Here is a 22,625-nt window from a genome sequence, read left to right on the forward strand (position 1 = left end):
CGCTTGGACCTTCCGCCCCCTAGTCCGACGGCTCGACCGAGCCCGGGCCCTGGGAGGCCGTCTGGTCCTTCTCCTTCTGCTGCTCCTTCTTGCTCTCGGTGGGCGTCGGCGCGCGGCTGGGGCTCTTGCGCTGGCCGGTCGGCGTCCTCTCGGGCTGCCGCTCCCTGGTGGGCGGCTGTGAGCTCTGCTGAGCGGGGGGCGTGGAGGCCGTCTGCGGGGTCGTCTGAGGCGTGGTCTCGGGGGTGGTCTGGGGGGACGTCTCGGGGGTCGGCTCGGGGTGGGTGGAGGAAGGGGCGGTCACGACGGCGGGCACGGGGCGCGGGGTGCGGGGCAGGTCTTGTGTGCGGTTGGACCACCAGGCCGCTCCGCCCGTGGCGGCGGCGACGACCAGCGCGCCCCCGGCGATCGCGGCCATCGGCAGCGCGCTCCGCCGCGGTCGCGGCGCCACCGCGGGCACCGGGACGGGACCCGTCTGCTCGGGTGGGCCGCCCGCGATGATCGTGGCCAGCCGCTGCTCGGCCTCCTCCAGCGACATGCGTTCCGCCGGGTTCTTGCGCAGCAGGCCGAGCAGCACGGGGGCGAGCACGCCCGCGCGGGACAGCGGCTCCGGCTCGGCGTGCATGACCGCGCCGAGCGTGGTCAGGGCGTTGTCCCGCTGGAAGGGCGAGTGGCCCTCGACGGCCATGTAGAGCGTCACGCCCAGCGACCACAGGTCCGAGGCGGGCGTGGCCCGGGCGCCGGCCGCGCGCTCCGGCGCCATGAAGGCGGGGGTGCCGATCAGAATGCCCGTACGGGTCACGGGCGCCTCGTCCTCCGTGGTGGCGATGCCGAAGTCGGTGAGCACGGCCCGCCCGTCCTCGGTGAGCAGCACATTGTCCGGCTTCACGTCACGGTGCAGCACACCCGCCGCATGGGCCGCGCGCAGCGCCTCGAAGAGCTGCAGCCCGATGTCCGCGGCCTCGACGGGGGTCATCGGGCCGTCGTCGCGGATCAGCTCGCCTAAGGTGCGGGAGTGCACGAGCTGCATGACGATCCAGGGGTGACCGCGTTCCTCGAGGACGTCGTACACGGTGGCCACGCCCGGATGCGCCACCCGGCCGGCCGCCCTGGCCTCCCTGAACGTCCGTACGGCGAACACATCGCGCTCGGGATCCGTGAGGTCGGGGGGCGGCAGGACCTCCTTCACGGCCACGTCCCTGCCCAGCACCTCGTCGTGGGCGTGCCACACCGTGCCCATGCCGCCCCGGCCTATCGTCCTGAGCAGCCGATATCGTCCACCGACCATTCCCGCTGAATCGGTCATGCACCGCGACTACCCCAGAAAGAGCCGGACAAGCGCTGTGACGACGGCCGCCGCGGCCAGAATGACCAGGAATGGCGCCCGCAGCAGCAGCGCGACGACCGCGGCACCCAGTCCGGCCGTGCGCGCCGGGTCGAAGCGCAGCCCACCCTCCTCCGTGAACATCTGCACCGCGATCAGCGCCGCCAGCAGCGCCACCGGCACCAGCTCCGCGAACCTGCGCATCACCGGATGCTCCAGCACCCGGCGCGGCGCCGCCAGCCCGGCCAGCTTGAGCGCGTAGCAGCCCGCGCAGACCGCGGCGATGGCCCACCACAGCGTCATCGCGCCATCACCACCAGAACGGCAGCGGCTGACAGCAGCACGGGCACGCCGGGCGGCAGGAACGGGGTGGCGCACAGCGCGATCGCCGCCGCGACCGCGGCCAGCCGGCGCAGCTGCGCGCCGTCTGCCAGGCGGGGCCAGAGGATGGCCAGGAACGCGGCCGGGCCCACCACGTCCAGCCCCAGCACGCCGGGGTCGCCCAGGGACGACGCGCCGTACGCGCCCGCCAGCGTGGTCAGGTTCCAGGTGATGTAGAGGCTGGCGAACGTGACCGTGAAGCCGGTCCGCGCCGCCTCCTCGGTCGGCTGGGCCAGCGTGACGGCCGTCGTCTCGTCGATCACCCCGTGGGCCACCAGCAGCCGGCGCGGCCCGCGTACCCGCAGCAGGTCGGCCAGGCGCAGGCCGTAGAGCGTGTTGCGGCCGCCCAGCAGCAGCGCGCTCAAAGTGGCGGCCACCAGGTCGCCGCCCGCGCCCACCGCCCCCGTCAGCGCGAACTGGGAGGCGCCGGTGAACGTCAGCAGGCTCAGCACGCACGCCTGCGGCACGCTGAGGCCCGCGCTGATCGCCGCGGCGCCGAAGGCGACGCCCGACAGCCCCACGGGCACGCCCACGCCGAGGCCGTCCCGCACGGCGGCGGAACGGTGTGTTGTCTGTTCCATGGTGAGAGAGGCTAGGAGGCGGGTGAACCGCCGGTCTTGTACGTTCCTGCGGCACGCTGGTAGGCGGCGGGCGGAACGCCAACTATGCGCTTGAAATGCCGGTTGAGGTGGGCCTGATCGGTGAAGCCCACTTCCGCGGCCACCTGCGCGGGGCGTACCCCGGACTGGAGGAGCCGGCGCGCCTGGCGTACCCGGAGCGAGGTGAGGTAGGCGTGCGGCGGCAGGCCCGTCGCGGCCTTGAAGGCCCGCAGCAGCGCGAACGGCCGCGCGCCCACCGCGCCGGCCAGGTCTTCCAGCGTCGGCGGGTCGAGGAGGCTCACGTGCAGCAGGTCGAGCGCCTCCCGCACGGCCCGCCCGCCCTCGGCGGGCAGGACCGCGGCGGGGCGGGGAGTCGCGTGGCGGGTGACCAGCCGGGCGAACAACGTACGGCTCAGCGTCGAGGCGGCCAGCGCGTCGCCGAGCTCGGCCGCCTGGTGCGCCCTGGCCAGCAGCGCCGCCACCCCCTCATCGCGCACCACCTGCTCGGGGAAGTGCGGTGTCGCGTAGGGCGCGCCCAGCTCGGCGGCGATCCCGGACAGCGTGTCGATCGACGGGTAGAGCATGCGGTACGACCAGCCGTCCGGCGTGCCGGCCTGGCCGGTGTGCGCGGAGTCGGGGTTGACCAGCACCACCTCGCCGGCGACCGCCCGCAGCAGGGTGCCGCGGTAGTCGAACTCCTCGACGCCCCTGACGATCACGCCGATGGCGTAGCCGTCGTGAACGTGCCGGGTGAAGCGGTGGGTGACGTAGCGGGCCTTGAGCAGGTCGGTGCCCGGCACCGCCGGATGCCGCCAGAAGTGCGCCTGCTCCTTCATCGCGGCCTGAACGTCTTCGCGAACGTCTCGAAGTAGCGCCTGTCGGCGGCCCAGCGGGAGTCGGGAGTCTCCCAGTAGAGGGCGTACGGGCGGCCGTCGGCGGTGCGGAAGCCGCGGTTGATCACGTGGATCAGCACGCCGTCGCGTACCCGGGTGAACTCCCAGTCGGCGGCCTTCAGGCCGAGGTATTTGGTGGAGGTGATGCCGACGCGGGAGTATCGCTGGAACTCGCCCTTCGCCTGGATCTCCTTCTCCAGCGCGAGCCACTGCCGCGCCGGGTCCTTCCAGGCGAACTCAGGGACGGTCCACTCGACGATCAACGCTCCGGAGGTGCCGGGGCCCTTGAAGGAGATGCTGTCCCTGGTGGGGTTCTTCTTCGCCTGCCACTGCTCGGGCATGTCGATCGAGAAGCGGCCCGCCGCGCTGGTGAAGGTCCGCCAGCCGGCGGGCACCGGCCGCGCGGTGACCGTGGGCGTCGGCTCCGCGCTCGCGGTCGCGGGGGTGTCGGTGGGTGCCGGCTCAGTGGTCTCAGGGGTGCCGGTGGGCGCCGGGCTGGTCGTCGTGGGGGCGTTCGTCCAGCGGTCGGAGAGCAGGACGCCGCCCGTGCCGAGCACCGCGACGGTGGCCACGGCGGCGGGCAGGCCGATCCGCAGCGCCTTGCCGCCACGTCTGGCGCGCCGGGAGAGTGTGGGGTGCGGCGCGCTGTCGGCCGTCGGCTGCCAGGCGGCCGTCCCATGGTCGCCGCCCGGCGGGTGGGGACCGCCGCCGGGCGGGTGGCGGGTGGCGGCGGCCTCGTACAGCAGCCTCGCGGCCTCGCCGGCGGGCATCCGCTCGGCCGGGTCCCTGCGCAGCAACCCCATGATGACCGGCTCCAGCGCGCCCGCCCTGGCCGGCGGCCGGGGCTCGTCGCGCAGCACCGCCGCCACCGTCGCGGCCCACGAGTCGCGCCTGAAAGGGGGCTCGCCCTCGACGGCCGCGTACAGCGTGGCTCCCAGCGCCCAGAGATCCGACTCAGGCCGGGCGGGCTCGCCGTTCAGCCGCTCAGGGGGCATGTACGCGGGCGTGCCCACCAGCCCGCCGGTCGCCGTCAGCCCCGCCTCGGCCTCCAGTGAGGCGATGCCGAAATCGGTCAGGACCACCCTGCCGTCGTCGGCCAGCAGCACGTTCTCCGGCTTCACGTCCCGGTGCAGCACCCCGGTGGCGTGCGCGGCGCGCAGGGCGTCCAGCACCCGCCCGCCGATCACCGCGCTCTGCCCCACCGTGAGCGGCCCCTGCTCGCGCAGCACCTCGGCCAGCGAGCGCGAGCGCACGAGCTGCATCACGATCCACGGGCGGCCGTCCTCCTCGACGACGTCGTGGATGACGATCACCGACGGGTGGTCAAGCCGGCCCGCTGCCCTGGCCTCCCTGATGGTCCTGCTGTTGAGCTCGGCCCGCTTGGCGTCGCCGACGCCCGTGTAGCGGACCTCCTTGATCGCCACCGTACGGTCGAGCAGCTCGTCATAGGCTCGCCAGACCACGCCCATCCCGCCCTCGCCGAGCGGCTCGATGAGGCGGTATCGGTTGCTGACCTGCCGTTCCACGCCGTGAAGCCTACTTGGCCGGTTTGAAGGTGGCGCAGAACCCCTCGAAGAAGTCGTAGTCCTTCTCCCAGTGGCTCTTCAGCGTGTGCCAGTAGATCGCGTACGCCCTGCCGTTCTCGGTGATGAAGCCCCGGTTGCGCACGCGGGTCAGGCCGGTGTTGGTCTTCCAGGTGAAGTCCCAGTCGGCGGCGGCCTTCTGGTAGTCGACCTTGTGGATGCCGATCTTCTTGTAGCCGCCGAAGTTGTTCTTGAGTACCGGCTCCTGCTTCTTCCAGTCCTTGTACGGGTCCTTGCCGGACTTGCCCCCATCCTCGATCAGGAGGTACGCGTTGGAGGCCGCGCCCGGGCCCCTGAACCTGACCTGTTTGCCGCTGCGGGTCAGCACGTCCCAGCCCTTGGGCAGGCCGACGGAGAAGCCCAGTTCGTCGTCCGTGTACAGCTTCCAGCCCTTGGGCAGCGGGTCCTCCGACTTCTCGGGCTTCGGGCTCTCGCTCGGGGACACCGTGGCCGACGGCGGCGGCGGCGGGGAGGCGCTCGGCGAGGACTGGGAAGGGCTCGCCGAAGCTTGGGAAGGGGGCGTGGTGGCGACCGTGGCCTGGGAGGTGTCCCTCTTCGGCGTACGGTCCTCCGGGGTCGAGCGCAGACCGAGATAGCCGCCGACCCCGGCGACCAGCACGACCGCCACGCCCGCCGCGACGACCGGCCCGGCCCGCAGCCGGTCCGGCTTGGCCGCGTCCATCGTGGACTCGGCATGAGGCACCGGGTCCACGGTCGGCGCGGGTGTGATCCGCGCGCCGGTCTCGGGGACGGCCGGTGCCGGCGCCGGTGCCGGCGATCGGGATGCGTTCGGGTCGGTCGGGGTGTCGTCCTCGACGGGAGCCGGGCGCGGCTTGCCGTACGTACGCGGCTTGCCATATACGCGCGGCTCGCCGTACGGGCGCGCCCTGTCCGGGGAGGGCTCCTTGCTCGGCGGAGGCGGCGGCGGTGCGGTCTTGGGGAACGGGGTGGGGACGCGCACCGTCTGAGCCGCGGGGAACTGCATGGTCGGCGGCGGGCTCGCCTGCGCGATGACCTGGCGCAGCATCCGCTGCGCCTCCTCATAGGTGAGCCGCTGCACCGGCTCCTTCAGCAGCAGCCCGCTGATCACGTCGGCGAGCGGGCCCGCGTGCGGCATGGGGTCGGGCTCGTCGGTCAGCACGGCGTGCATGGTCGCCAGGGCCATCCCCCGCTCGTGGGGAGAGCGGCCCTCCACGGCCGTGTACAGCGTCGCTCCTAACGACCACAGGTCCGACTCGCGCCGGGCCGGCAGCCCTTTGAGCCGCTCGGGCGCGATGAACGCCGGCGTGCCCGCCAGGCCCGTCACGGTGAGCTGCGTCTCGGTCTCCAGCGTGGCGATGCCGAAGTCGGTGAGCACGACGCGGCCGTCGTCGGCCAGCAGCACGTTCTCGGGTTTGACGTCGCGGTGCAGGACGCCCGCCTCGTGGGCGCGGTGCAGCGCGTCCAGGACGGCCAGGCCGATCTCGGCCACCCGCTTGGTCTCCAGCGGCCCGTCCTGCTTGATCACGGCGCCCAGCGAGCGTGACTGGACGAGCTGCATGACGATCCAGGGACGGTCGTCCTCCTCGATCACGTCGTGCACGACGATCACGTTTGGATGCTCGAACCTCGCCGCCGCCCTCGCCTCGCGCATGGTGCGCCGGTTCAGCAGCTGCACTTCCTCGCCCAGGGCGGCGGCGTACCTGACCTCCTTGACCGCGACCGTGCGGTCAAGGAGCTCGTCGTAGGCGCGCCAGACGATCCCCATTCCGCCCCTGCCGATGGGTTCCTGCAGCTGGTAGCGGCCGGCGATGCGGCGTCCGTCCTGCTTGCGATCCGACATCAACGGCCTCAAACCCTCCTCCTGGCCAAGAAATACTCCCATAGCGAGGGATCAACGGCGACTCGCCTGAAGGTCAGTCCGTCATGTGAGAGGTACCGCGCAGCAGGTAGAGGCATGGGTGTAGGGTTTCAGACATGACTTGTCGCTACGCGTTTACCGAGCCGGCTCCGGGAGAGCCGGTCGTCAGCTAGCGACCACCTGGAGCCGGCACGAGGCAGAGACACCCGTCTCTGCCTTTTTGGTTTTCTCGCCGGCTTCTGGGGGCCGGCCCGAGTTGGGGGAGTCGAGAATGTCATCGACCTTGGAACGGCGCTCTGTGGCGGTGGGCGACCTGCTCGTGGGCGAAGGGCCCGCCGTGGTGATCGGCGGCCGGGTCAATCTACGGGCGTACCACGGGCAGGTGGACGCGTACGAAGCGCTGGGAGAGCACGCCACGCTGGTGGAGCCGTACTCCGCGGCCGATCTGCCGGCGATCGCCTCCAGGGCGGACGCGGTGGTGGTGGGCTCGTCGTGGACGCGCGACATCCCGCTGGTGCGCGCGGCGGCCGGGCTGGGGCTGCCGGTGGTGGTGGAGCGGCGGGCGTCGGCCTCCATGGAGGAGTGGCTGGAGCTGGCCGGTTACTGCGCGGACGCGGGGGACGGGCGGGTGCTCCTGTGCGAGGGCGGCCGGCTGGACCTGGGGCTGATGCGCGCGGCCCGCGCCGCCTCGGGGCGTCCTGTGCTCGCCGACGTGTCCAGCGACGTGGGGCTGTCGGCCGCTGCGGTGGCGGCGGGCGCCGACGGCCTCGTGGTGGACGCGGCCGGTGCCGGCGGTACGGGGGCCAGGCTCGGGACCTTCACCGGTGCCAAGGCGGTGGAGCTCTCGAAGGGCGGGGCCCTGGAGTTCGTGTCCGCGGGGGCGGAGAGCCGCGCGGAGCCGGCTCAGTCGCCGGCCGGGGCGTCGGCGCTGCGGGTGGCCGAGGAGGCCGTGACGGTCGTCGGGGCGCTGCTCCGGCCGGAGGCGCCCGCCACGTTGCCGGAGTGCCGGCAGGCGATCGACCGGGTGGACGCCGCCCTGGCCACGCTGCTCGAGCGGCGGGCGGCGCTGGCGGGCATCGTGCAGCGGATCAAGCCGGTGGGCGGGTTCGCGGGGCGCGACTTCGCCCGGGAGCGCGCGCTCGTGGCCCGGATGGCGCTGCGCGCGCCGTCGCTGGGAGAGGCCCGGCTCGCGCCCATCATGAACGCCGTCATCGAGGCGGGCCTCCACCTGGCCGAGGAACGCTCAGCCCGGTGACCCCATGCGCGGGTCAGGGGGTGGCCAGGACGAAGTTGTTCATGGGGCGGCCGGGGCCGGCGGCGATCTGCTTGGTGATGAGTTCGGCGAAGCGGCGGTAGCCGTCGCCCGTCGGGTGGTAGCTGCGGGCGTTGACCGTGAGCTCCTCCATGTTCACGTTCAACCCGTTCAGGTACGGCTGCGGCCGCCCCACCTCGTGCCCCGTGAACGCCTCGTACGCGTCCACGTACTCCACACTCCCGGGCGCCCCGAACGCCGCGATCGCGCGGTCGAAGTCGGCCACCACCGACCCCACCGTGTCGTTGAGGCGGCGAGTCACCTCGTTGAGCCAGCTCTGGTCGGCCGCGCTGAGGTTGTCGACGCTCGCCGCCGGCTCCTTGGGGAACGGGCGCGGGTAGCCGAGGACGATGATGCGCGCGTTGGGCGCCCGCACCCGCAGCTCGCGCAGCACCTTGAGCATGCTGGGGCCCAGCTCCTCGATGCGGCGGGCGACGGCGGCGTCCTGCTCGACGCACGCCGACGACCACGGCAGTTTGACGATGCAGCCCGTGAGCACCTTCGTGAAGCCTGTGTCGTTGCCGCCGATGCTCAGCGTCACCAGGCTGGCGGAGGGGCCCACGCGGGTGATCTGGGGCCGCTGGCCGTACTGGCCGGACAGGAGCTGGCCGGTGGTGGCGCCGCTGCAGGCGTAGAAGGCGGTGCCGCCGCCGAAGCGGTACGCCTGCGCCACCAGTGGCACGTACGAGCCCGACGCCCGGTGGCAGCGGTCGGCGCCGTCGTTGACGGGCTTCTTGTCGAGGTCGTAGACGCCCTCGCCGGAGGAGTACGAGTCGCCGAGCGCCACGTACATGCCGCCCTGCGCCACCTGCACGGGCGTCAGGCGGGTCACCTGCGGCAGCCGCCCGGCAGGCTCCCTGGCGGCCGGACAGCCCGCGTCCAGCAGGGCGCAGGCCAGCTTCGGGAAGACGCCCAGAGGTAAGCATGCCAAGGCGAGGGCGATGCCGGCGGCGACCGCCGCCGCGGTCTGGATGATCCCTCGCCCCGTCGATTCCGGCGTCCATTTCGGCGTCTTCCGTGTCGCCTCGTCCAGTGCGGCCTCCCCCGAGCGGCTGCTCCCTAGTAGCGACATCGAGACTACCCAGTCAGGTGATCGGCGATGTGCCGCGATTCCGGGTACGGCGGCGATTGACCACCTGCCAGCCCAGGGCGATGGCCACGATCAGTGCGGGGATGAGGAAGAACGCCACCCGCTGGTCCTCGTCGGCGAAGGGCATCAGCAGCACGACAAGCGCCAGGAACGCCAGCGTGAGCCAGTTGGTGTACGGCGTGCCCGGCATCGGGAACACCGAACGGTGTCCCGTCCTGCGCAGCCGCATCTGGCAGTAGACCAGCACGCCCCAGGTCGTGATGACACCGAGGGAGGCGGCGGCCGTGGCGATGTTGAAGGCGCGCTCGGGCAGGAAGTAGAACAGCGCCACCCCGGCCAGGAACATGCTCGCCGTGAACAGGATGCCGCCGAGCGGGACGAACCGGGAGCTCAGGTTGCCCGCGAAACGGGGCGCCTCCTGCTTCATGGCCATCGAGCGCAGGATGCGGCCCGTGGCGTACAGGCCGGAGTTGCAGGACGAGAGCGCGGCGGTGATCACCACGAGGTTCATGGCGTCGGCGGCCCACGGTACGCCGAGGCCCGAGAAGACCGTCACGAACGGCGAGACGCCCGCGTGGTACGCGGTCCACGGCAGGACCATCCCCAGCAGCGCCACCGAGCCCACGTAGAAGATCGCGATGCGCCACACCACGCCGTTGATCGCCTTCGGCATGACCTGGTGCGGCCTGGCCGTCTCGCCCGCCGCGATGCCGACCAGCTCGATTGACGAGTACGCGAACACCACCGACTGCAGGCTCATCAGCACCATGGGGAAGCCCTTGGGGAAGAAGCCGCCGTGGGCGACGAGGTTGTGCGGGGTCGCCTGGCCGATCGTGAACACCACCAGGACCAGGCCGACGACCAGGAAGACGGTGATCGCCAGGACCTTGAGCATGGCGAACCAGAACTCCAGCTCGCCGAAGAGCCGTACCGACAGCAGGTTGACCGCCAGGACGGAGCCCAGGGCGATGAGCGCCGTGAGCCACTGCGGGAACGCGGGCGCCCAGTAATGGATGTAGGCGGCGATGGCGGTCAGCTCGGCGATGCCGGTGAACGCCCAGTTGATCCAGTACATCCAGCCGCTGGCGAAGGCCGCCCACGGGCCGATGAGCTCGCCCGCGTACTCGACGAACGAACCCGACACGGGGCGGTAGAGCACGAGCTCGCCGAGCGCCCGCATGACGAAGAACGCGGCCACCCCGGCGGCGGCGTACGCGAGCACCAGGGCGGGCCCCGCGGCGGCCATCCGGCCCCCGGAACCGAGGAACAGCCCGACGCCGATCGCCCCGCCGATGGCGATCATCTGGACCTGGCGGTTGCCGAGCGCGTGCCGGTATCCCTCGTCGGTCTGCGTCCGCACGGAGTGTCCCCTCAGCTACTTACGGTGAGTACGAAGATATCCGTGAGGCTGATCGCGGGAGTTCCGGCGCGCCGGTCAGAGCACGTGCGCGCCACGCGCTCCGGGATGTCGGTCCAGGCCACTAGAGTCGGAGCGCACAACCGCATCGAGACCGGGAGACGCCGCTCCATGTCGTCCAGTGAGTCGTTCGTCCATCTGCACGTACACACCGAATACTCGATGCTGGACGGGGCCGCCAGGCTCAAGCAGATGTTCAAGAAGGTCGACGAGCTGGGCATGCCCGCGATCGCGATCACCGACCACGGCAACATGCACGGCGCGTACGACTTCTACAAGCAGGCCACCGGCGCGGGGATCAAGCCGATCATCGGCATCGAGGCGTACGTGGCGCCGGAGCTGCGCCACAACAAGAAGCCGGTGCTGTGGGGCGAGCCGCATCAGAAGAAGGACGACGTCTCGGCGGGTGGCTACTACACCCACATGACGATCTGGGCGCGCGACAAGACGGGCCTGCACAACCTGATGAAGCTCAGCTCCCGCGCCTACACCGAGGGGTTCGTCCGCAAATGGGCGCGGATGGACGCCGAGATCCTCGCCGAGCACTCCGACGGCCTGATGGCCACCACCGGCTGCCCGTCGGGTGAGGTGCAGACGAGGCTGCGGCTCGGCCAGTACGACGAGGCGCTCAAGGCCGCCGCGAAATTCCAGGACATCTTCGGCAAGGAAAACTACTTCCTGGAGATCATGGACCACGGGCTCGACATCGAGCGCCGGGTCCGCGACGGGCTGACCGGGATCAGCAAGGAGCTCGGCATCCCGCCGCTGGTCACCAACGACTCGCACTACACCTACGAGTCCGACGCCGCCTCCCACGACGCCCTCCTGTGCATCCAGACCGGCAAGCAGCTGTCCGACCCCGACCGGTTCCGCTTCGACGGCAGCGGCTACTACATCAAGGCCGCCGACGAGATGCGCGCGGTCGACTCCTCCGACCTGTGGGCCGAGGGCTGCCGCAACACGCTGCTCGTCGCCGAGAAGGTCGACCCGGCCGGGTTCTTCGAGTTCAAGAACCTCATGCCGACCTTCCCCATCCCCGACGGCATGACCGAGGAGCAGTTCTTCCGCCAGGAGGTCTGGAAGGGCCTCGAGCGGCGCTTCCCCGAGGGCGTCGACGAGGAGCACCGCGCCTGGGCCGAGAACGAGCTGGGCGTCATCATCCAGATGGGCTTCCCGAGCTACTTCCTCGTGGTCGCCGACTTCATCATGTGGGCGAAGAACAACGGCATCCGCGTCGGCCCCGGCCGTGGCTCCGCGGCCGGCTCGCTGGTGGCGTACGCGCTGGGCATCACCGACCTCGACCCGATCCCGCACGGCCTGATCTTCGAGCGCTTCCTCAACCCCGAGCGCGTGTCCATGCCCGACGTCGACATCGACTTCGACGAACGTAGGCGCGGCGACGTGATCCGCTACGTGACCGAGAAGTGGGGCGCCGACAAGGTCGCCATGATCGCCACGTTCGGCACCATCAAGGCGAAGGCCGCCATCAAGGACGCGGGCCGCGTCCTGGGCTATCCCTACGCGCTGGGCGACCGGGTCTCCAAGGCGTTCCCGCCCGCCGTCATGGGCAAGGACATCCCGCTGTCGGGCATCTTCGACAAGGACCACCCGCGCTACGCCGAGGCGGGTGAGCTGCGCAGGCTCTACGAGGAAGACGTCGACGTCAAGGCGACGATGGACCTCGGCAAGGGCCTGGAGGGCCTGATCAGGCAGACCGGCGTGCACGCCGCCGGCGTGATCATGTCGGCCGAGGTGCTGACCGACTACATTCCGATCATGCGCCGCGACTCCGACGGCGCGATCATCACGCAGTTCGACTATCCGACCTGCGAGACGCTCGGCCTGCTGAAGATGGACTTCCTGGGCCTGCGCAACCTCACGATCATCGACGACTGCCTGAAGATGATCGAGGCCACCACCGGCGAGCAGATCGACCTGCTGAAGCTGCCGCTCGACGACCCCAAGTCCTACGAGCTGCTGGCCCGCGGCGACACGCTCGGCATCTTCCAGCTCGACGGCGGCGGCATGCGCTCGCTCATGAGGCTCATGCGTCCCGACAACTTCGAGGACATCTCCGCCGCCCTCGCGCTCTACCGGCCCGGCCCGATGGGCGCCAACTCCCACACCAACTACGCCCTGCGCAAGAACGGCCAGCAGGAGATCACCCCGATCCACCCCGAGCTCGAGGAGCCACTGAAGGACATCCTCGACACGACCTACGGCCTGATCGTCTATCAGGAGCAGGTCATGGCCATCGCGCAGAAGGTCGCCGGCTACTCGCTTGGCGGCGCCGACCTGCTGCGGCGCGCGATGGGCAAGAAGAAGAAGTCCGAGCTGGACAAGCAGTTCGAGTTCTTCGAAAAGGGCATGCAGGACAACGGCTTCTCGGCCGCGGCCATCAAGGCGCTGTGGGACATCCTGCTGCCGTTCTCCGACTACGCCTTCAACAAGGCCCACACCGCCGGCTACGGCCTGGTCGCTTACTGGACCGCGTACCTCAAGGCCAACTACCCGGCCGCCTACATGGCGGGGCTGCTGAGCAGCGTCAAGGACGACAAGGACAAGTCGGCCCTCTACCTCAACGAGTGCCGCCGCATGGGCATCAAGGTGTTCCCGCCGGACGTCAACGACTCCGACTTCGACTTCACGCCGCGCGGCACCGACATCCGCTTCGGCCTGTCGGCCGTCCGCAACGTGGGCGCCAACGTCGTCGACGGCATCCTGAAGGCGCGCAAGGAGAAGGGCCGCTTCGCCGAATTCAAGGACTTCCTGCGCAAGGTCCCGGCCGTCGTCTGCAACAAGCGCGTCATCGAGTCGCTGATCAAGGCGGGTGCCTTCGACTCCCTGGGCCATGTGCGCAAGGGCCTGGTCATGGTGCACGAGCAGGCCGTGGACGCGATCATCGACATCAAGAAGAACGAGGCCATCGGCCAGGACTCCCTGTTCGGGGCGATCGACGGCGGCGAGGACCAGACCTTCGACGTGCAGATCCCGGTGGGGGAGTGGGACAAGAACACCCTGCTCCAGTTCGAACGGGAGATGCTCGGCCTCTACGTGTCCGACCACCCGCTGTTCGGCGTCGAGCACATCCTCGCGGCGGGGGCCGACTGCTCGATCGCCGCCGTCCAGGACGAGAGCCGGGCCGACGGGCAGGTCGTGACCGTGGGCGGGATCCTGAGCGGGGTGCAGCGCAAGATCACCAAGAAGGGTGACACGTGGGTGCTGACCCAGCTGGAGGACCTCGAAGGCTCGATCGAGGTGATGATCTTCCCGTCGGCTTACCAGCTGTGCTCGACGATCCTGGCCGAGGACGCGATCGTGTTCGTCAAGGGGCGGATCGACAAGCGGGAGGACGTGGCGAAGATCATCGCCATGGAGGTGACGGCGCCCGACCTGACGCAGGAGGCGGGCGGGCCGCTGCTGGTGAGCCTGCCGCTGGCCCGCTGCACGCCTGAGGTGGTGGGGCGGCTCAAGGAGATCCTGACGACGCATCCGGGCACGTCGGAGGTGCATCTGCAGGTCCACAACGGGCCCAAGACGACGGTGATGCGCGTCGGCGACCGGCTGCGCGTGACGCCCTCGCCTGCCCTGATGGGCGACCTGAAGCAACTCCTCGGCCCCGCCTGCCTGGGTGCCTGACGCAAACTCCCGCTGTGGGGTCCTTCAAGCCATCCTTTACGGCTGCGCGCGGGAGGGTCCACCCGCCGCACGTGGCCGGCCCCTGTCCAGGGAGACGCTCACCGGGCGGCGTGGGCCGGCCGCCGTGACGCGCGCACAGTGGGCCGCCTGGGTGGCGAGGTGTAGGCCGCCTGAGCGGGGGGTGCGGTGCTCGAGCGAGGATGCGACACCCGCCTGAGCGGGAAACGAGCCCCGAGCGGGACGCGGCGGCACCGGGAGGTGACCGTTCAGGTGGTGATCCGACGAGCGGTCGTGGGCAGGGTGGGCAACCCTCGCCGTCGCCGCCCCGCAGCTCGTGGGGCAGGATCGCAAGAGTGAGCGAACTGCACTACCTGAGCGCGACCGAGCTGGCACACCTGATCAAGTCCAGGCAGGTGAGCGCCGTCGAGGTCGTCCAAGCCCACCTCGACCGCATCGAGCAGGTCAACCCGCACGTCAACGCCATCGTGACCCTGGTCGCCGAGCAGGCGCTCGACGCGGCCAAGGCGGCCGACGAGCGGGAGCCGGCCGGACCCCTGCACGGCCTGCCCGTCGCGCACAAGGACCTCGTCGACACGGCCGGCATCCGCACCACCTACGGCTCGCCGCTCTTCGCCGACAACGTCCCCGCCCAGGACGACGTGATCGTCCAGCGGCTCCGCGCCGCCGGGGCCATCACCATCGGCAAGACCAACACCCCGGAGTTCGGTACCGGATCCCACACCGTCAACCAGGTGTTCGGCGCCACCAGGAACCCCTACGACCTGTCCAAGTCCGCCGGAGGCAGCAGCGGGGGCGCCGCGGTGGCCCTGGCCACCGGCATGGTCCCGCTGGCCGACGGGTCCGACATGGGCGGCTCCCTGCGTAACCCCGCGTCGTTCTGCAACGTGGTCGGCCTGCGCCCGACTCCCGGGCGCGTCCCCGACCCGTCCGACACCGCCGCCTGGTACACCCTGTCCGTGCAGGGGCCGATGGCGCGGACGGTCGAGGACGTCACGCTGATGTTCGGGGTCATCGCCGGGTTCGACCGGCGCTCCCCGTACTCGATCAAGGAGGTCTTCACCCCGGAGCCCGAGGAGGGCGTGGCGGGCCTGCGCGTGGCGTGGAGCCCGGACCTGGGCGGGCTGCCGGTGGACCCGAGGACGGCGGAGGTCACCGCGACGGCGCCGGCCGTGTTCGAGCGGCTGGGTGCTCGCGTCGAGCAGGTGGAGCTGGACCTGTGGGAGGCGGAGGACGCGTTCAGGACCTACCGGGCGTGGAACTACGCGCTGTCCTTCGGCGACCTGACCGGGCTCGGCCCCAACACCGCGTGGAACGTCGAGCAGGGCCGCAAGGTCACCGGCGCCGACCTGGCCAGGGCCGAGCAGGCGCGCAGCCGCCTCTACCAGCGGATGGCCGCCTTCTTCGACACGTACGACGTGCTGATCGCGCCGGTCAGCCAGGTGCCGCCGTTCCCGATCGAGCAGCCCTATGTCGACGAGATCAACGGGGAGAAGCTGCCCGACTACCTCGCCTGGATGCGCTCGGCCTACTGGATCAGCGTGCTGCACGCCCCGGCCGCGTCCGTGCCCGCCGGGTTCACGTCCGACGGGCTGCCGGTGGGGGTGCAGATCGTGGGCAGGCCCTTCGAGGACGCCAGGGTGCTGCGGGTGGCCCGCGCGTTCGAGCAGGCCACCGGGTACGGTCTACGCCACCCGCCGCTCCAGGCCCTGTGACACGGCTCGTGGCGGTCAGAGGGGTTCGGGCGGGTCCCCGTACGGGTGGCGTAGCGGTGACTCGCGGTAGCCGTGCATGCCCTCAAGCAGCCCGAACAACCCCACCGCGAGCAGCGGCCAGGAGACCAGCACCCCCGAGGCGGTCAGCTTCAGCGCTCCGGGGACGATCTTGGTGCCGGGCTGGGCGGCGGCCTCGATCACGACCGCGCCGATGGTGAACGTGGACCCGACCCACAACGTCAGCATCGCGCCCAGCGCCCCGCCCGCGCAGAGCCCGAGGAGCACCGGCAGCATCCATCGCCGCCCGATGAACCACCCGACCCCGCCGCACAGCAGCCCCAGCCCGCCGGTGATCACCGCGAACCAGCCGTCGGCCGCGATCAGCGCCTGTGTGGACGGGTCGGCCAGCACCGTCCCATGCTCCGTGACCTGGTACGGCGCCCGTGGCGTGAGCCCCGACCAGAGGAGCCCGGCGGCTGCTCCAAGAGTGGCGAGTGTGAGGACAGTTACCGCAAAAGCGCGTACTTCCCTCGTCACGCCACTCCCCCTCACATGTGTATTCGAATCAGCTCGATGGTATCCCCCGGCTAGGCTCGCTTCGTGATGCAAGAAGAGGTCTGGTTGATAGAACCCTCCGGCCCGCTCCGGGGGGACGTCGAGGTACGCGGCTCCAAGAACGGAGTCTCCAAGCACATGGTCGCCGCCATGCTGGGCGGCTGTGAGAGCAGCATCCACAACGCCCCCGAGGTGGGCGAGGTGGAGATCACGGCCGCCATGTTGCGGGCGCTCGGCATCAACGTCGAGATCTCCCGCACGGAGATCAGGATCGAGCGCGGCCGGGAGATCGAGCCGAGGGTGCCGGACGCCTTCACGGGGCTGAACCGCATCCCCATCCTCATGCTCGGCCCGCTGCTGCACCTGGCGGGGGAGGCGTTCGTCCCGCTGGTGGGAGGCGACCCGATCGGGCGGCGGCCGGTGAACTTCCACGTGGAGGCCCTGCGCGCGATGGGCGCCGAGGTGGAGGTGGGCGACACCGGCATCTTCGCGAAGGCCAACCGCCTCGTGGGCACCAGGATCGAGCTGCCGTACCCGAGCGTGGGCGCCACGGAGACGGTCCTGATGTCGGCCGTGCTGGCCGAGGGCAAGACGGTGCTGAAGAACGCCGCGATGGAGCCCGAGGTGGTGGAGCTGGCGCTGTTCCTGCAGCGGATGGGGGCCAGGATCGAGCTCTCGCCCGACCGCAGGATCGTGATCGAGGGCGTCGAACGGTTGCACGGCGCCTCCACCTGGCTGACCGGCGACCGCATCGAGGCGTTCTCGTACCTGGCGGCGGGGCTGGTCACCGGGGGAGAGGTGCGGGTGCACGGCTGCCCGCAGGATCGCCTGGTCACCGCGATCACCACGCTGGCCAGGATGGGCGCCCAGTTCGACATCAACGACGAGTACCTGTGTGCCACCGCGCCGCCGGAGGGGCTGCGGTCGGCGGCCGTGCAGACCGACACCCACCCCGGGTTCATGACGGACTGGCAGACGCCGCTCATGGTGCTGTTCACGCAGAGCCAGGGCATGTCGGTGCTGCACGAGACGGTCTTCGAGAACCGCCTGGTGTACGTCCCCGCGCTGCAGAAGATGGGCTGCGAGATCGAGGTGTTCGATCAATGCCTGGGCGGCCCGGCCTGCCGCTACCACGACACCAACGCCAGGCACTCGGCCGTCGTCCGCGGTGTGTCCAAGCTCAAGGGCGCCGATGTGACGCTGCCCGACATCAGGGCCGGGTTCTCGGCCGTGCTGGCGGCCGCGGTGGCGGACGGTCCGTCGACGCTGCGCGGCGTGCACCACATCGAACGCGGTTACCACCGGCCGTTCGAGCAGTTCGCGTCACTTGGCCTGCACATCCGCCGCGAGCGGTAAGGGTCCCGCAGGCCACGGTAAACAGGTGACAAGCGGTCGTTTGGCACGGATCAGGTCGTCGCACACCAAGTTACGTGACCGTACTCAGATCCGTCGGCGCACTTGGGCTGGCGGGGGCGCTCGGTGGGGTGCTGGCCGCGGCACTGGCCGCGCCCGTGGTGAGCGGGGGCGGCCTGGCCGCCAAGAGCGTCGCGAACACCTTCGTCGAGCTGCCGCCCGCCCCGCGCGAGGAGCCGCTCGCGCAGGTGACCAGGCTGCTGGACAAGGACGGCCGGCCGTTCGCCCAGTTCTACGAGGCGAACAGGACAGCCGTCCCGCTCAGCGCCGTCGCGCCGGTGATGCGCCAGGCGATCGTGGCCATCGAGGACGCCCGCTTCTACGAGCACGGCGGCCTCGACGTCAGGGGCACGCTCCGGGCGCTGCTCACCAACACCCAGGCCGGCGGCATCAGGCAGGGCGGCTCGTCCCTGACGCAGCAGCTCGTCAAGAACATCCTGGTCGAGAGCGCCCGCACCGAGGCCGAGCGTGACAGGGCCCGCGCCCCGAACCTGGCCCGCAAGATCACCGAGCTGCGGCTGGCTCTGGCCCTGGAGAAGAAGTACCGCAAGGACGAGATCCTTGAGCGCTACCTCAACATCGCCTACTTCGGCGCTGGAGCGCACGGCATCGAGGCGGCGGCCAGGCGTTTCTTCTCCACGTCGGCCTCCCGGCTGACGCTGGGCCAGGCGGCCACGCTGGCGGGCGCCGTGCGCATGCCGTACTCGACCGATCCCTCGCTCGGCCGGGCGCATCTCGCGCGCCTGAAGATGCGGCGGGACCTCGTGCTCGAGCGCATGGCCGGGCTGAAGCTGATCACCCAGCAGCAGGCGGCGCAGGCCAAGGCCTCGCCGCTCGGCATCAGGCTCAGGCCCGAGCCCGGCGGGTGCGAGCAGAGCGCGTACCCGTTCTACTGCCTGTACGTGCAGCGCGAGCTCCTGTCGAACCCCGTGTTCGGCAACACGGCGGCCGAGCGGCGGGCCAGGATGGCCAGGGGCGGCCTGGTGATCAGGACCAGCCTCGACCCGATCGCGCAGCGCGCCGCCGAGCAGGCCATCCACCGCTATGTCTCGCCCGAGGACACCGAGGTGGCCGCCGAGGCCATGGTCGAGCCGCGGACCGGGCGGATCAGGGCGATCGCGGCCAGCAAGCGGTTCGGTCGCAACCCCGGCAACCGGAAGAACGGCCCCAAGACCACCTTCAACCTGGGCGCGGACGTGGCCCACGGCGGCGGCCAGGGCTTCCAGGCCGGGTCGACGTTCAAGGTGTTCACGCTGGCCACGGCGCTCAAGCAGGGGTGGCGCTTCAACGACGGGTTCATGACGCCGGGCGAGCTCGTGCCCTCGCAGGGCTACCGCGACTGCGCGGGACGGCCCGTCAACGACCCGGACACCCGCATACTCAACGCCAGCGGCGAGGGCTCGGGCGGCCCGCACAGCATCGAGACCGGCACCTGGAAGTCGGTGAACATCTTCTACATGATGCTGGAGCGCAAGGTCGGCCTCTGCAACGTGGTGCGCACGGCCAAGGCGCTCGGCATCACCAGGGCGGACGGGCAGCCGCTGAAGGAGGTGCCGACGTTCACGCTGGGCGTCAACGAGATGGACCCGGTGACGGTGGCGGCGGCGTTCGCGGCGTTCGCGGCCAGGGGGGTCTACTGCCGGCCGCTGGCCATCGTGGAGATCATCGGCAGGGACGGGCGGCGCACGCACGTGCCGCCGTCCTGCGAGCGGGCCCTCGAGGAGGATGTCGCGGACGCGGTCAACTACGTGCTGCAGGGCGTGTTCACCAAGGGCACCATGCACGGGCAGGGCATCGACCGGCCGGCCGCCGGCAAGACGGGCACCAACAACGCCTACACGTCGGCCTGGTTCGCCGGCTACACGCCCGCGCTCGCCGCGGCGGTCAGCGTCGGGGACATCCGGGGCTCGTACCGGTTCCCGCTGCAGGACGTGCAGATCGGGGACCAGTACTACGGGGCGGTGCAGGGGGCGTCGCTGCCGGGGCCGATCTGGGTGGACTCGATGGGGCCCGCGCTGCGGCGTGTCGAGCCCAGGGGCTTTCCCGGGCCGGACATGGCCCGCTTCGGCGGCGGCAACACGCCCGGGCTCGAGAAGGCGCTGGAGGAGGAGAGACGGCGCGAGGGCCAGGAGGGACGGGGAAGACGCGGCGACCACCCCTTCTTCCGGCGGCACCGGCGGCTCTTCATGTGGCTGCTGGGCCAGTCGCCCCTGGACTCGGAGCTCGGGCAGCCACGGCGGCACGAGTAGCGGCGCCGCCGCCGCTCGACGGCGGGGAACGGCGTCCGCCCCCCGGCGATCAGCCCGCCCCTATGTCCGGAGCGAACCGGCTAGCCGTGCTTGCCGATGGGGGCGGTGACGGCCCTGGTGAGCGTGATGAGGTTGTCGGGGGCGGTCTCGATCTGCAGGCCGCGTTTCCCGGCCGAGAAGTAGATCGTCTCGAAGTCGAGGGCCGAGGAGTCGACGACCGTGGGCAGCTGCTTGCGCTGGCCCAGGGGGCTGATGCCGCCCACGACGTAGCCGGTCACCCGCTCCACCTTGGCGGCGTCGGCCATGGCGGCCCGCTTGCTGTTGAGCGCGCCGGCCAGGGCCTTGAGGTCGAGCTTGCCCGACACGGGCACGACCGCCACCGCGAGTCCGCTCTCCACCTCGGCCACCAGCGTCTTGAAGATCCGCTCGTACGGCACGCCGAGCGCGTCCGCCGCCTCCTCACCGTAGGCCTGCGCCGAGGCGTCGTGCTCGTAGGGGTGGAGCGTGAACTCGGCCTTGGCCTTGGTCAGCGCCATGGTGGCCGGGGTGCCGCCCTTGCCTTTCGATTTGCTCACGGGAGCCCATTGTAGCGAATCTACATTGTAAAGGCCCGGCCCGGGGTGTACCCGAACGCCCGCCTGAACACGTCGATGAACGCACTGGCCGACGCCCAGCCGCACCGGTGGGCGACGGTGGTCACGGGGGCGCCGTCGGCGAGGAGCAGGAGCGCGTGGTGCAGGCGGAGTTGGGTGCGCCACTGCGGGAAGCTCATGCCGAGCTCTCGCCGGCACAGCCTGGCAAGCGTCCGGTCGCTGGTGCCGGCCTGCCCGGCCAGCTGGGTGAGGGTCCTGCCGTCGGCGGGGTCGCGGTGCAGGATCGCGCAGACGGCGGCCAACCGGGGGTCCTGGGCGGTGGGCAGGTGGAGCGGCTGCTCGGGCGCCCGTCTGAGCTGATCGAGCAGCACCGCCCACAACCGGCTGCGCTCGCCGCCATCGTCGCGGTCGCCGGCGCCGGGATCGCCGCCGCCACGGGCGTCGTCGTCGGTGGTGTAGGCGATGATCAGCTCGCGGAGCAGGGGGCCGACGGCGAGGACGGCGGGGCGGTCGAGGCCGAGGGGGTTGTCCGTGAGGCCCACCAGGCGCAGGTCGGTGTCGCCGTGGGCGCGGTGCTCGTGGACCGTGCCGGCCGGGATCCAGATCGCCCGGTTCGCCGGGGCCACCCAGGTGCCCGCGCCGGTGGTGACGGAGAGCATGCCGCGGCAGGCGTACACGATCTGGTGGGTGTCGTGCCGGTGCGCGTCGATGCCCGCTCCCGGCGCGAGCGGCCGCCGCCCTGTGGGCGCCTCGGAGAGGTGGCGGATTTCCGTCATGGATTGGCATTTTATCGGAAGCGAGCCAGCCGCTGCCGGGAAATGATCGGAGCGTGAACAGGATCCCCATGCTCGCCGCCGGCCACGCGGCCGTGGACTTCTACCAGGGCGCCGTGCCCGCCCTCGTGCCGTTCCTGGTGGCCGGGCGCGGCTACGGGTACGTCGCGGTGTCCGGGATCGTGCTGGCCGCGACGCTGCTGTCGTCGATCGTGCAGCCGGTGTTCGGCATGCTGACCGACCGGTGGCGGATGCCGTGGCTGATCCCGTTGAGCATGGTCGTGGCGGGCGCCGGGGTGGCGCTCGGCGGCGTGACGGACTCCTACGTGCTGACCTGGCTGGCGGTGGCGGTGTCCGGCCTGGGTGTGGCGGCCTACCATCCGGAGTCCGCGCGGCTGGCGAGGATCGCGAGCGAGGGCAGCCATGTGCGGATGAGCTGGTTCTCGATGGGCGGGACGCTGGGTTTCGCGTCGGCTCCCGTGCTGGTGACGCCGTTGCTCGCGGGGTGGGGGCTGGGCGCCTCGCCGTTCCTCGCGGCGCCGGCGGTGGTGGGGGCGGTGGCGACGCTTCCGGCGGTCCGGGCGCTGGCCGGGGGAGGGCGGGCGGCGCGGGGCGCGGCGCCGGTGTCCGGCCGGGACGACTGGCCGTCGTTCGTCAGGCTGACGCTGGTGATCGTCTTCCGCTCGATCGTGTACGTCGGGCTGAGCACGTTCGTGGCCCTGTTCATGGGAGGCGGGGCGGCGGGCGCGGTGGCGCTGTTCGTGCTGTTCGCGGGCGGTGCGGTGGGGACCGTGCTGGGCGGCAGGCTGGCGGCCCGCTGGGGCAGGGTGCGCACGATGCGCCTGGCCTATGCGCTGGCCGTCCCGGCGGTCGCGGGTGTGGTGCTCGCGCCCGGTCCCATCGCGTACGCCTTCGTCGCGGCCTCGTCGATCGCGCTGTATGCCCCGTTCTCTTTGCATGTCACGCTGGGTCAGGACTTCCTGCCCACCCGGGTCGGCACGGCGGGCGGCGTGACCCTGGGGCTGGCGGTGAGCGTGGGCGGCCTGACCAGCCCGCTGGTGGGCGCGCTCGCCGAGGCCACGACCTTGAGGACGGCGCTGGCCTGCCTGATCGTCTTCCCGGCCCTGGCCTGGCTGATGGCGCGGACGCTGAAGGAGCCCGTTCTGGAGCCGTCCGCCTGACCGGGGCCCGATTCACCCACCCGGACGGGCAAGAGTGCGACGTCACGGTCCGG

General features: G+C 71.3%; 17 protein-coding genes. 6 read left to right on the plus strand and 11 right to left on the minus strand.

Annotated elements, in window-relative coordinates; translation table 11 throughout:
• Nucleotides 1-19: 19 nt before the first annotated feature.
• Genes ACQPWU_RS19575 through ACQPWU_RS19600 form a run of 6 tightly spaced genes read right to left on the minus strand, consistent with a single transcriptional unit; the run spans nucleotide 20 to nucleotide 6,599 of the window.
• Nucleotides 20-1,303, minus strand: a complete 1,284-nt coding sequence (locus ACQPWU_RS19575; protein WP_433441991.1) for a protein kinase domain-containing protein — start codon at nucleotides 1,301-1,303, stop codon at nucleotides 20-22.
• Between the two features lie 9 nt (nucleotides 1,304-1,312).
• A complete protein-coding gene (locus ACQPWU_RS19580; protein ID WP_433441993.1) occupies nucleotides 1,313-1,624 on the minus strand; it encodes an AzlD domain-containing protein in 312 nt (103 codons plus the stop codon).
• Nucleotides 1,621-2,283: an AzlC family ABC transporter permease gene (locus tag ACQPWU_RS19585; protein WP_433441995.1), complete on the minus strand. Its 663-nt coding sequence runs from the start codon at nucleotides 2,281-2,283 to the stop codon at nucleotides 1,621-1,623. Before ACQPWU_RS19585 ends, ACQPWU_RS19580 begins: the two co-directional genes overlap by 4 nt.
• 11 nt (nucleotides 2,284-2,294) lie before the next feature.
• Entirely contained in the window at nucleotides 2,295-3,137 is an 843-nt protein-coding gene (locus ACQPWU_RS19590) for an AraC family ligand binding domain-containing protein (RefSeq protein WP_433441997.1), read from the minus strand.
• Entirely contained in the window at nucleotides 3,134-4,720 is a 1,587-nt protein-coding gene (locus ACQPWU_RS19595) for a protein kinase domain-containing protein (RefSeq protein ID WP_433441999.1), read from the minus strand. Before ACQPWU_RS19595 ends, ACQPWU_RS19590 begins: the two co-directional genes overlap by 4 nt.
• 10 nt (nucleotides 4,721-4,730) lie before the next feature.
• Entirely contained in the window at nucleotides 4,731-6,599 is a 1,869-nt protein-coding gene (locus ACQPWU_RS19600) for a serine/threonine-protein kinase (protein WP_433442001.1), read from the minus strand.
• 289 nt (nucleotides 6,600-6,888) lie between these two features.
• Here ACQPWU_RS19600 and ACQPWU_RS19605 point away from each other — a divergent pair, with 289 nt between their 5' ends.
• Nucleotides 6,889-7,872, plus strand: a complete 984-nt coding sequence (locus ACQPWU_RS19605; RefSeq protein ID WP_433442003.1) for a chorismate mutase — start codon at nucleotides 6,889-6,891, stop codon at nucleotides 7,870-7,872.
• 13 nt (nucleotides 7,873-7,885) lie between these two features.
• Here ACQPWU_RS19605 and ACQPWU_RS19610 read toward each other — a convergent pair whose 3' ends face one another.
• Both ACQPWU_RS19610 and ACQPWU_RS19615 read right to left on the minus strand, forming a co-directional pair.
• Complete coding sequence (locus tag ACQPWU_RS19610) at nucleotides 7,886-9,001, minus strand: SGNH/GDSL hydrolase family protein (RefSeq protein ID WP_433442005.1); 1,116 nt, start codon at nucleotides 8,999-9,001, stop codon at nucleotides 7,886-7,888.
• A gap of 13 nt (nucleotides 9,002-9,014) precedes the next feature.
• Nucleotides 9,015-10,379 (minus strand): amino acid permease, encoded by a 1,365-nt coding sequence (locus ACQPWU_RS19615; protein WP_433442007.1) that lies wholly within the window; start codon nucleotides 10,377-10,379, stop codon nucleotides 9,015-9,017.
• A gap of 168 nt (nucleotides 10,380-10,547) precedes the next feature.
• Here ACQPWU_RS19615 and dnaE point away from each other — a divergent pair, with 168 nt between their 5' ends.
• Both dnaE and ACQPWU_RS19625 read left to right on the plus strand, forming a co-directional pair.
• Nucleotides 10,548-14,075, plus strand: coding sequence for a DNA polymerase III subunit alpha (dnaE, locus tag ACQPWU_RS19620; protein ID WP_433442009.1), 3,528 nt, complete (start codon nucleotides 10,548-10,550; stop codon nucleotides 14,073-14,075).
• 353 nt (nucleotides 14,076-14,428) lie between these two features.
• Nucleotides 14,429-15,808: an amidase gene (locus tag ACQPWU_RS19625; RefSeq protein WP_433442011.1), complete on the plus strand. Its 1,380-nt coding sequence runs from the start codon at nucleotides 14,429-14,431 to the stop codon at nucleotides 15,806-15,808.
• A gap of 15 nt (nucleotides 15,809-15,823) precedes the next feature.
• On the opposite strand, the gene ACQPWU_RS19630 is transcribed toward ACQPWU_RS19625, so the two are convergent.
• On the minus strand, nucleotides 15,824-16,345 hold the full coding sequence (locus ACQPWU_RS19630) for a hypothetical protein (RefSeq protein WP_433442013.1): 522 nt from the start codon (nucleotides 16,343-16,345) through the stop codon (nucleotides 15,824-15,826).
• A 66-nt stretch (nucleotides 16,346-16,411) separates the two neighbouring features.
• Here ACQPWU_RS19630 and murA point away from each other — a divergent pair, with 66 nt between their 5' ends.
• Together murA and ACQPWU_RS19640 are read left to right on the plus strand one after the other, a co-directional pair.
• Nucleotides 16,412-17,719: a UDP-N-acetylglucosamine 1-carboxyvinyltransferase gene (gene murA, locus ACQPWU_RS19635; protein WP_433445243.1), complete on the plus strand. Its 1,308-nt coding sequence runs from the start codon at nucleotides 16,412-16,414 to the stop codon at nucleotides 17,717-17,719.
• A gap of 74 nt (nucleotides 17,720-17,793) precedes the next feature.
• Nucleotides 17,794-20,025: a transglycosylase domain-containing protein gene (locus ACQPWU_RS19640; protein ID WP_433442015.1), complete on the plus strand. Its 2,232-nt coding sequence runs from the start codon at nucleotides 17,794-17,796 to the stop codon at nucleotides 20,023-20,025.
• Nucleotides 20,026-20,105: 80 nt separating this feature from the next.
• Here ACQPWU_RS19640 and ybaK read toward each other — a convergent pair whose 3' ends face one another.
• Together ybaK and ACQPWU_RS19650 are read right to left on the minus strand one after the other, a co-directional pair.
• On the minus strand, nucleotides 20,106-20,561 hold the full coding sequence (gene ybaK / locus ACQPWU_RS19645; RefSeq protein WP_360709957.1) for a Cys-tRNA(Pro) deacylase: 456 nt from the start codon (nucleotides 20,559-20,561) through the stop codon (nucleotides 20,106-20,108).
• A 59-nt stretch (nucleotides 20,562-20,620) separates the two neighbouring features.
• On the minus strand, nucleotides 20,621-21,394 hold the full coding sequence (locus ACQPWU_RS19650; protein WP_433442017.1) for an AraC family transcriptional regulator: 774 nt from the start codon (nucleotides 21,392-21,394) through the stop codon (nucleotides 20,621-20,623).
• Nucleotides 21,395-21,447: 53 nt separating this feature from the next.
• Here ACQPWU_RS19650 and ACQPWU_RS19655 point away from each other — a divergent pair, with 53 nt between their 5' ends.
• The gene (locus ACQPWU_RS19655) at nucleotides 21,448-22,572 is read left to right on the plus strand and encodes an MFS transporter (RefSeq protein WP_433442019.1); all 1,125 of its coding nucleotides are present in this window, start codon (nucleotides 21,448-21,450) and stop codon (nucleotides 22,570-22,572) included.
• Nucleotides 22,573-22,625: the final 53 nt, after the last annotated feature.

It is taken from the genome of Nonomuraea sp. CA-141351 (assembly GCF_050944675.1).
Taxonomy (GTDB): domain Bacteria; phylum Actinomycetota; class Actinomycetes; order Streptosporangiales; family Streptosporangiaceae; genus Nonomuraea.

Excerpts from the sequence above, each read along its gene's own strand:
- dnaE (WP_433442009.1), top strand. The coding sequence starts at position 10,548 with ATGTCGTCCAGTGAGTCGTTCGTCCATCTGCACGTACACACCGAATAC.
- ACQPWU_RS19575 (WP_433441991.1), bottom strand. The coding sequence starts at position 1,303 with ATGACCGATTCAGCGGGAATGGTCGGTGGACGATATCGGCTGCTCAGG.
- ybaK (WP_360709957.1), bottom strand. The coding sequence starts at position 20,561 with ATGGCGCTGACCAAGGCCAAGGCCGAGTTCACGCTCCACCCCTACGAG.
- ACQPWU_RS19585 (WP_433441995.1), bottom strand. The coding sequence starts at position 2,283 with ATGGAACAGACAACACACCGTTCCGCCGCCGTGCGGGACGGCCTCGGC.
- ACQPWU_RS19650 (WP_433442017.1), bottom strand. The coding sequence starts at position 21,394 with ATGACGGAAATCCGCCACCTCTCCGAGGCGCCCACAGGGCGGCGGCCG.
- ACQPWU_RS19580 (WP_433441993.1), bottom strand. The coding sequence starts at position 1,624 with ATGACGCTGTGGTGGGCCATCGCCGCGGTCTGCGCGGGCTGCTACGCG.
- ACQPWU_RS19610 (WP_433442005.1), bottom strand. The coding sequence starts at position 9,001 with ATGTCGCTACTAGGGAGCAGCCGCTCGGGGGAGGCCGCACTGGACGAG.
- ACQPWU_RS19590 (WP_433441997.1), bottom strand. The coding sequence starts at position 3,137 with ATGAAGGAGCAGGCGCACTTCTGGCGGCATCCGGCGGTGCCGGGCACC.
- ACQPWU_RS19605 (WP_433442003.1), top strand. The coding sequence starts at position 6,889 with ATGTCATCGACCTTGGAACGGCGCTCTGTGGCGGTGGGCGACCTGCTC.
- murA (WP_433445243.1), top strand. The coding sequence starts at position 16,412 with ATGCAAGAAGAGGTCTGGTTGATAGAACCCTCCGGCCCGCTCCGGGGG.
- ACQPWU_RS19600 (WP_433442001.1), bottom strand. The coding sequence starts at position 6,599 with ATGTCGGATCGCAAGCAGGACGGACGCCGCATCGCCGGCCGCTACCAG.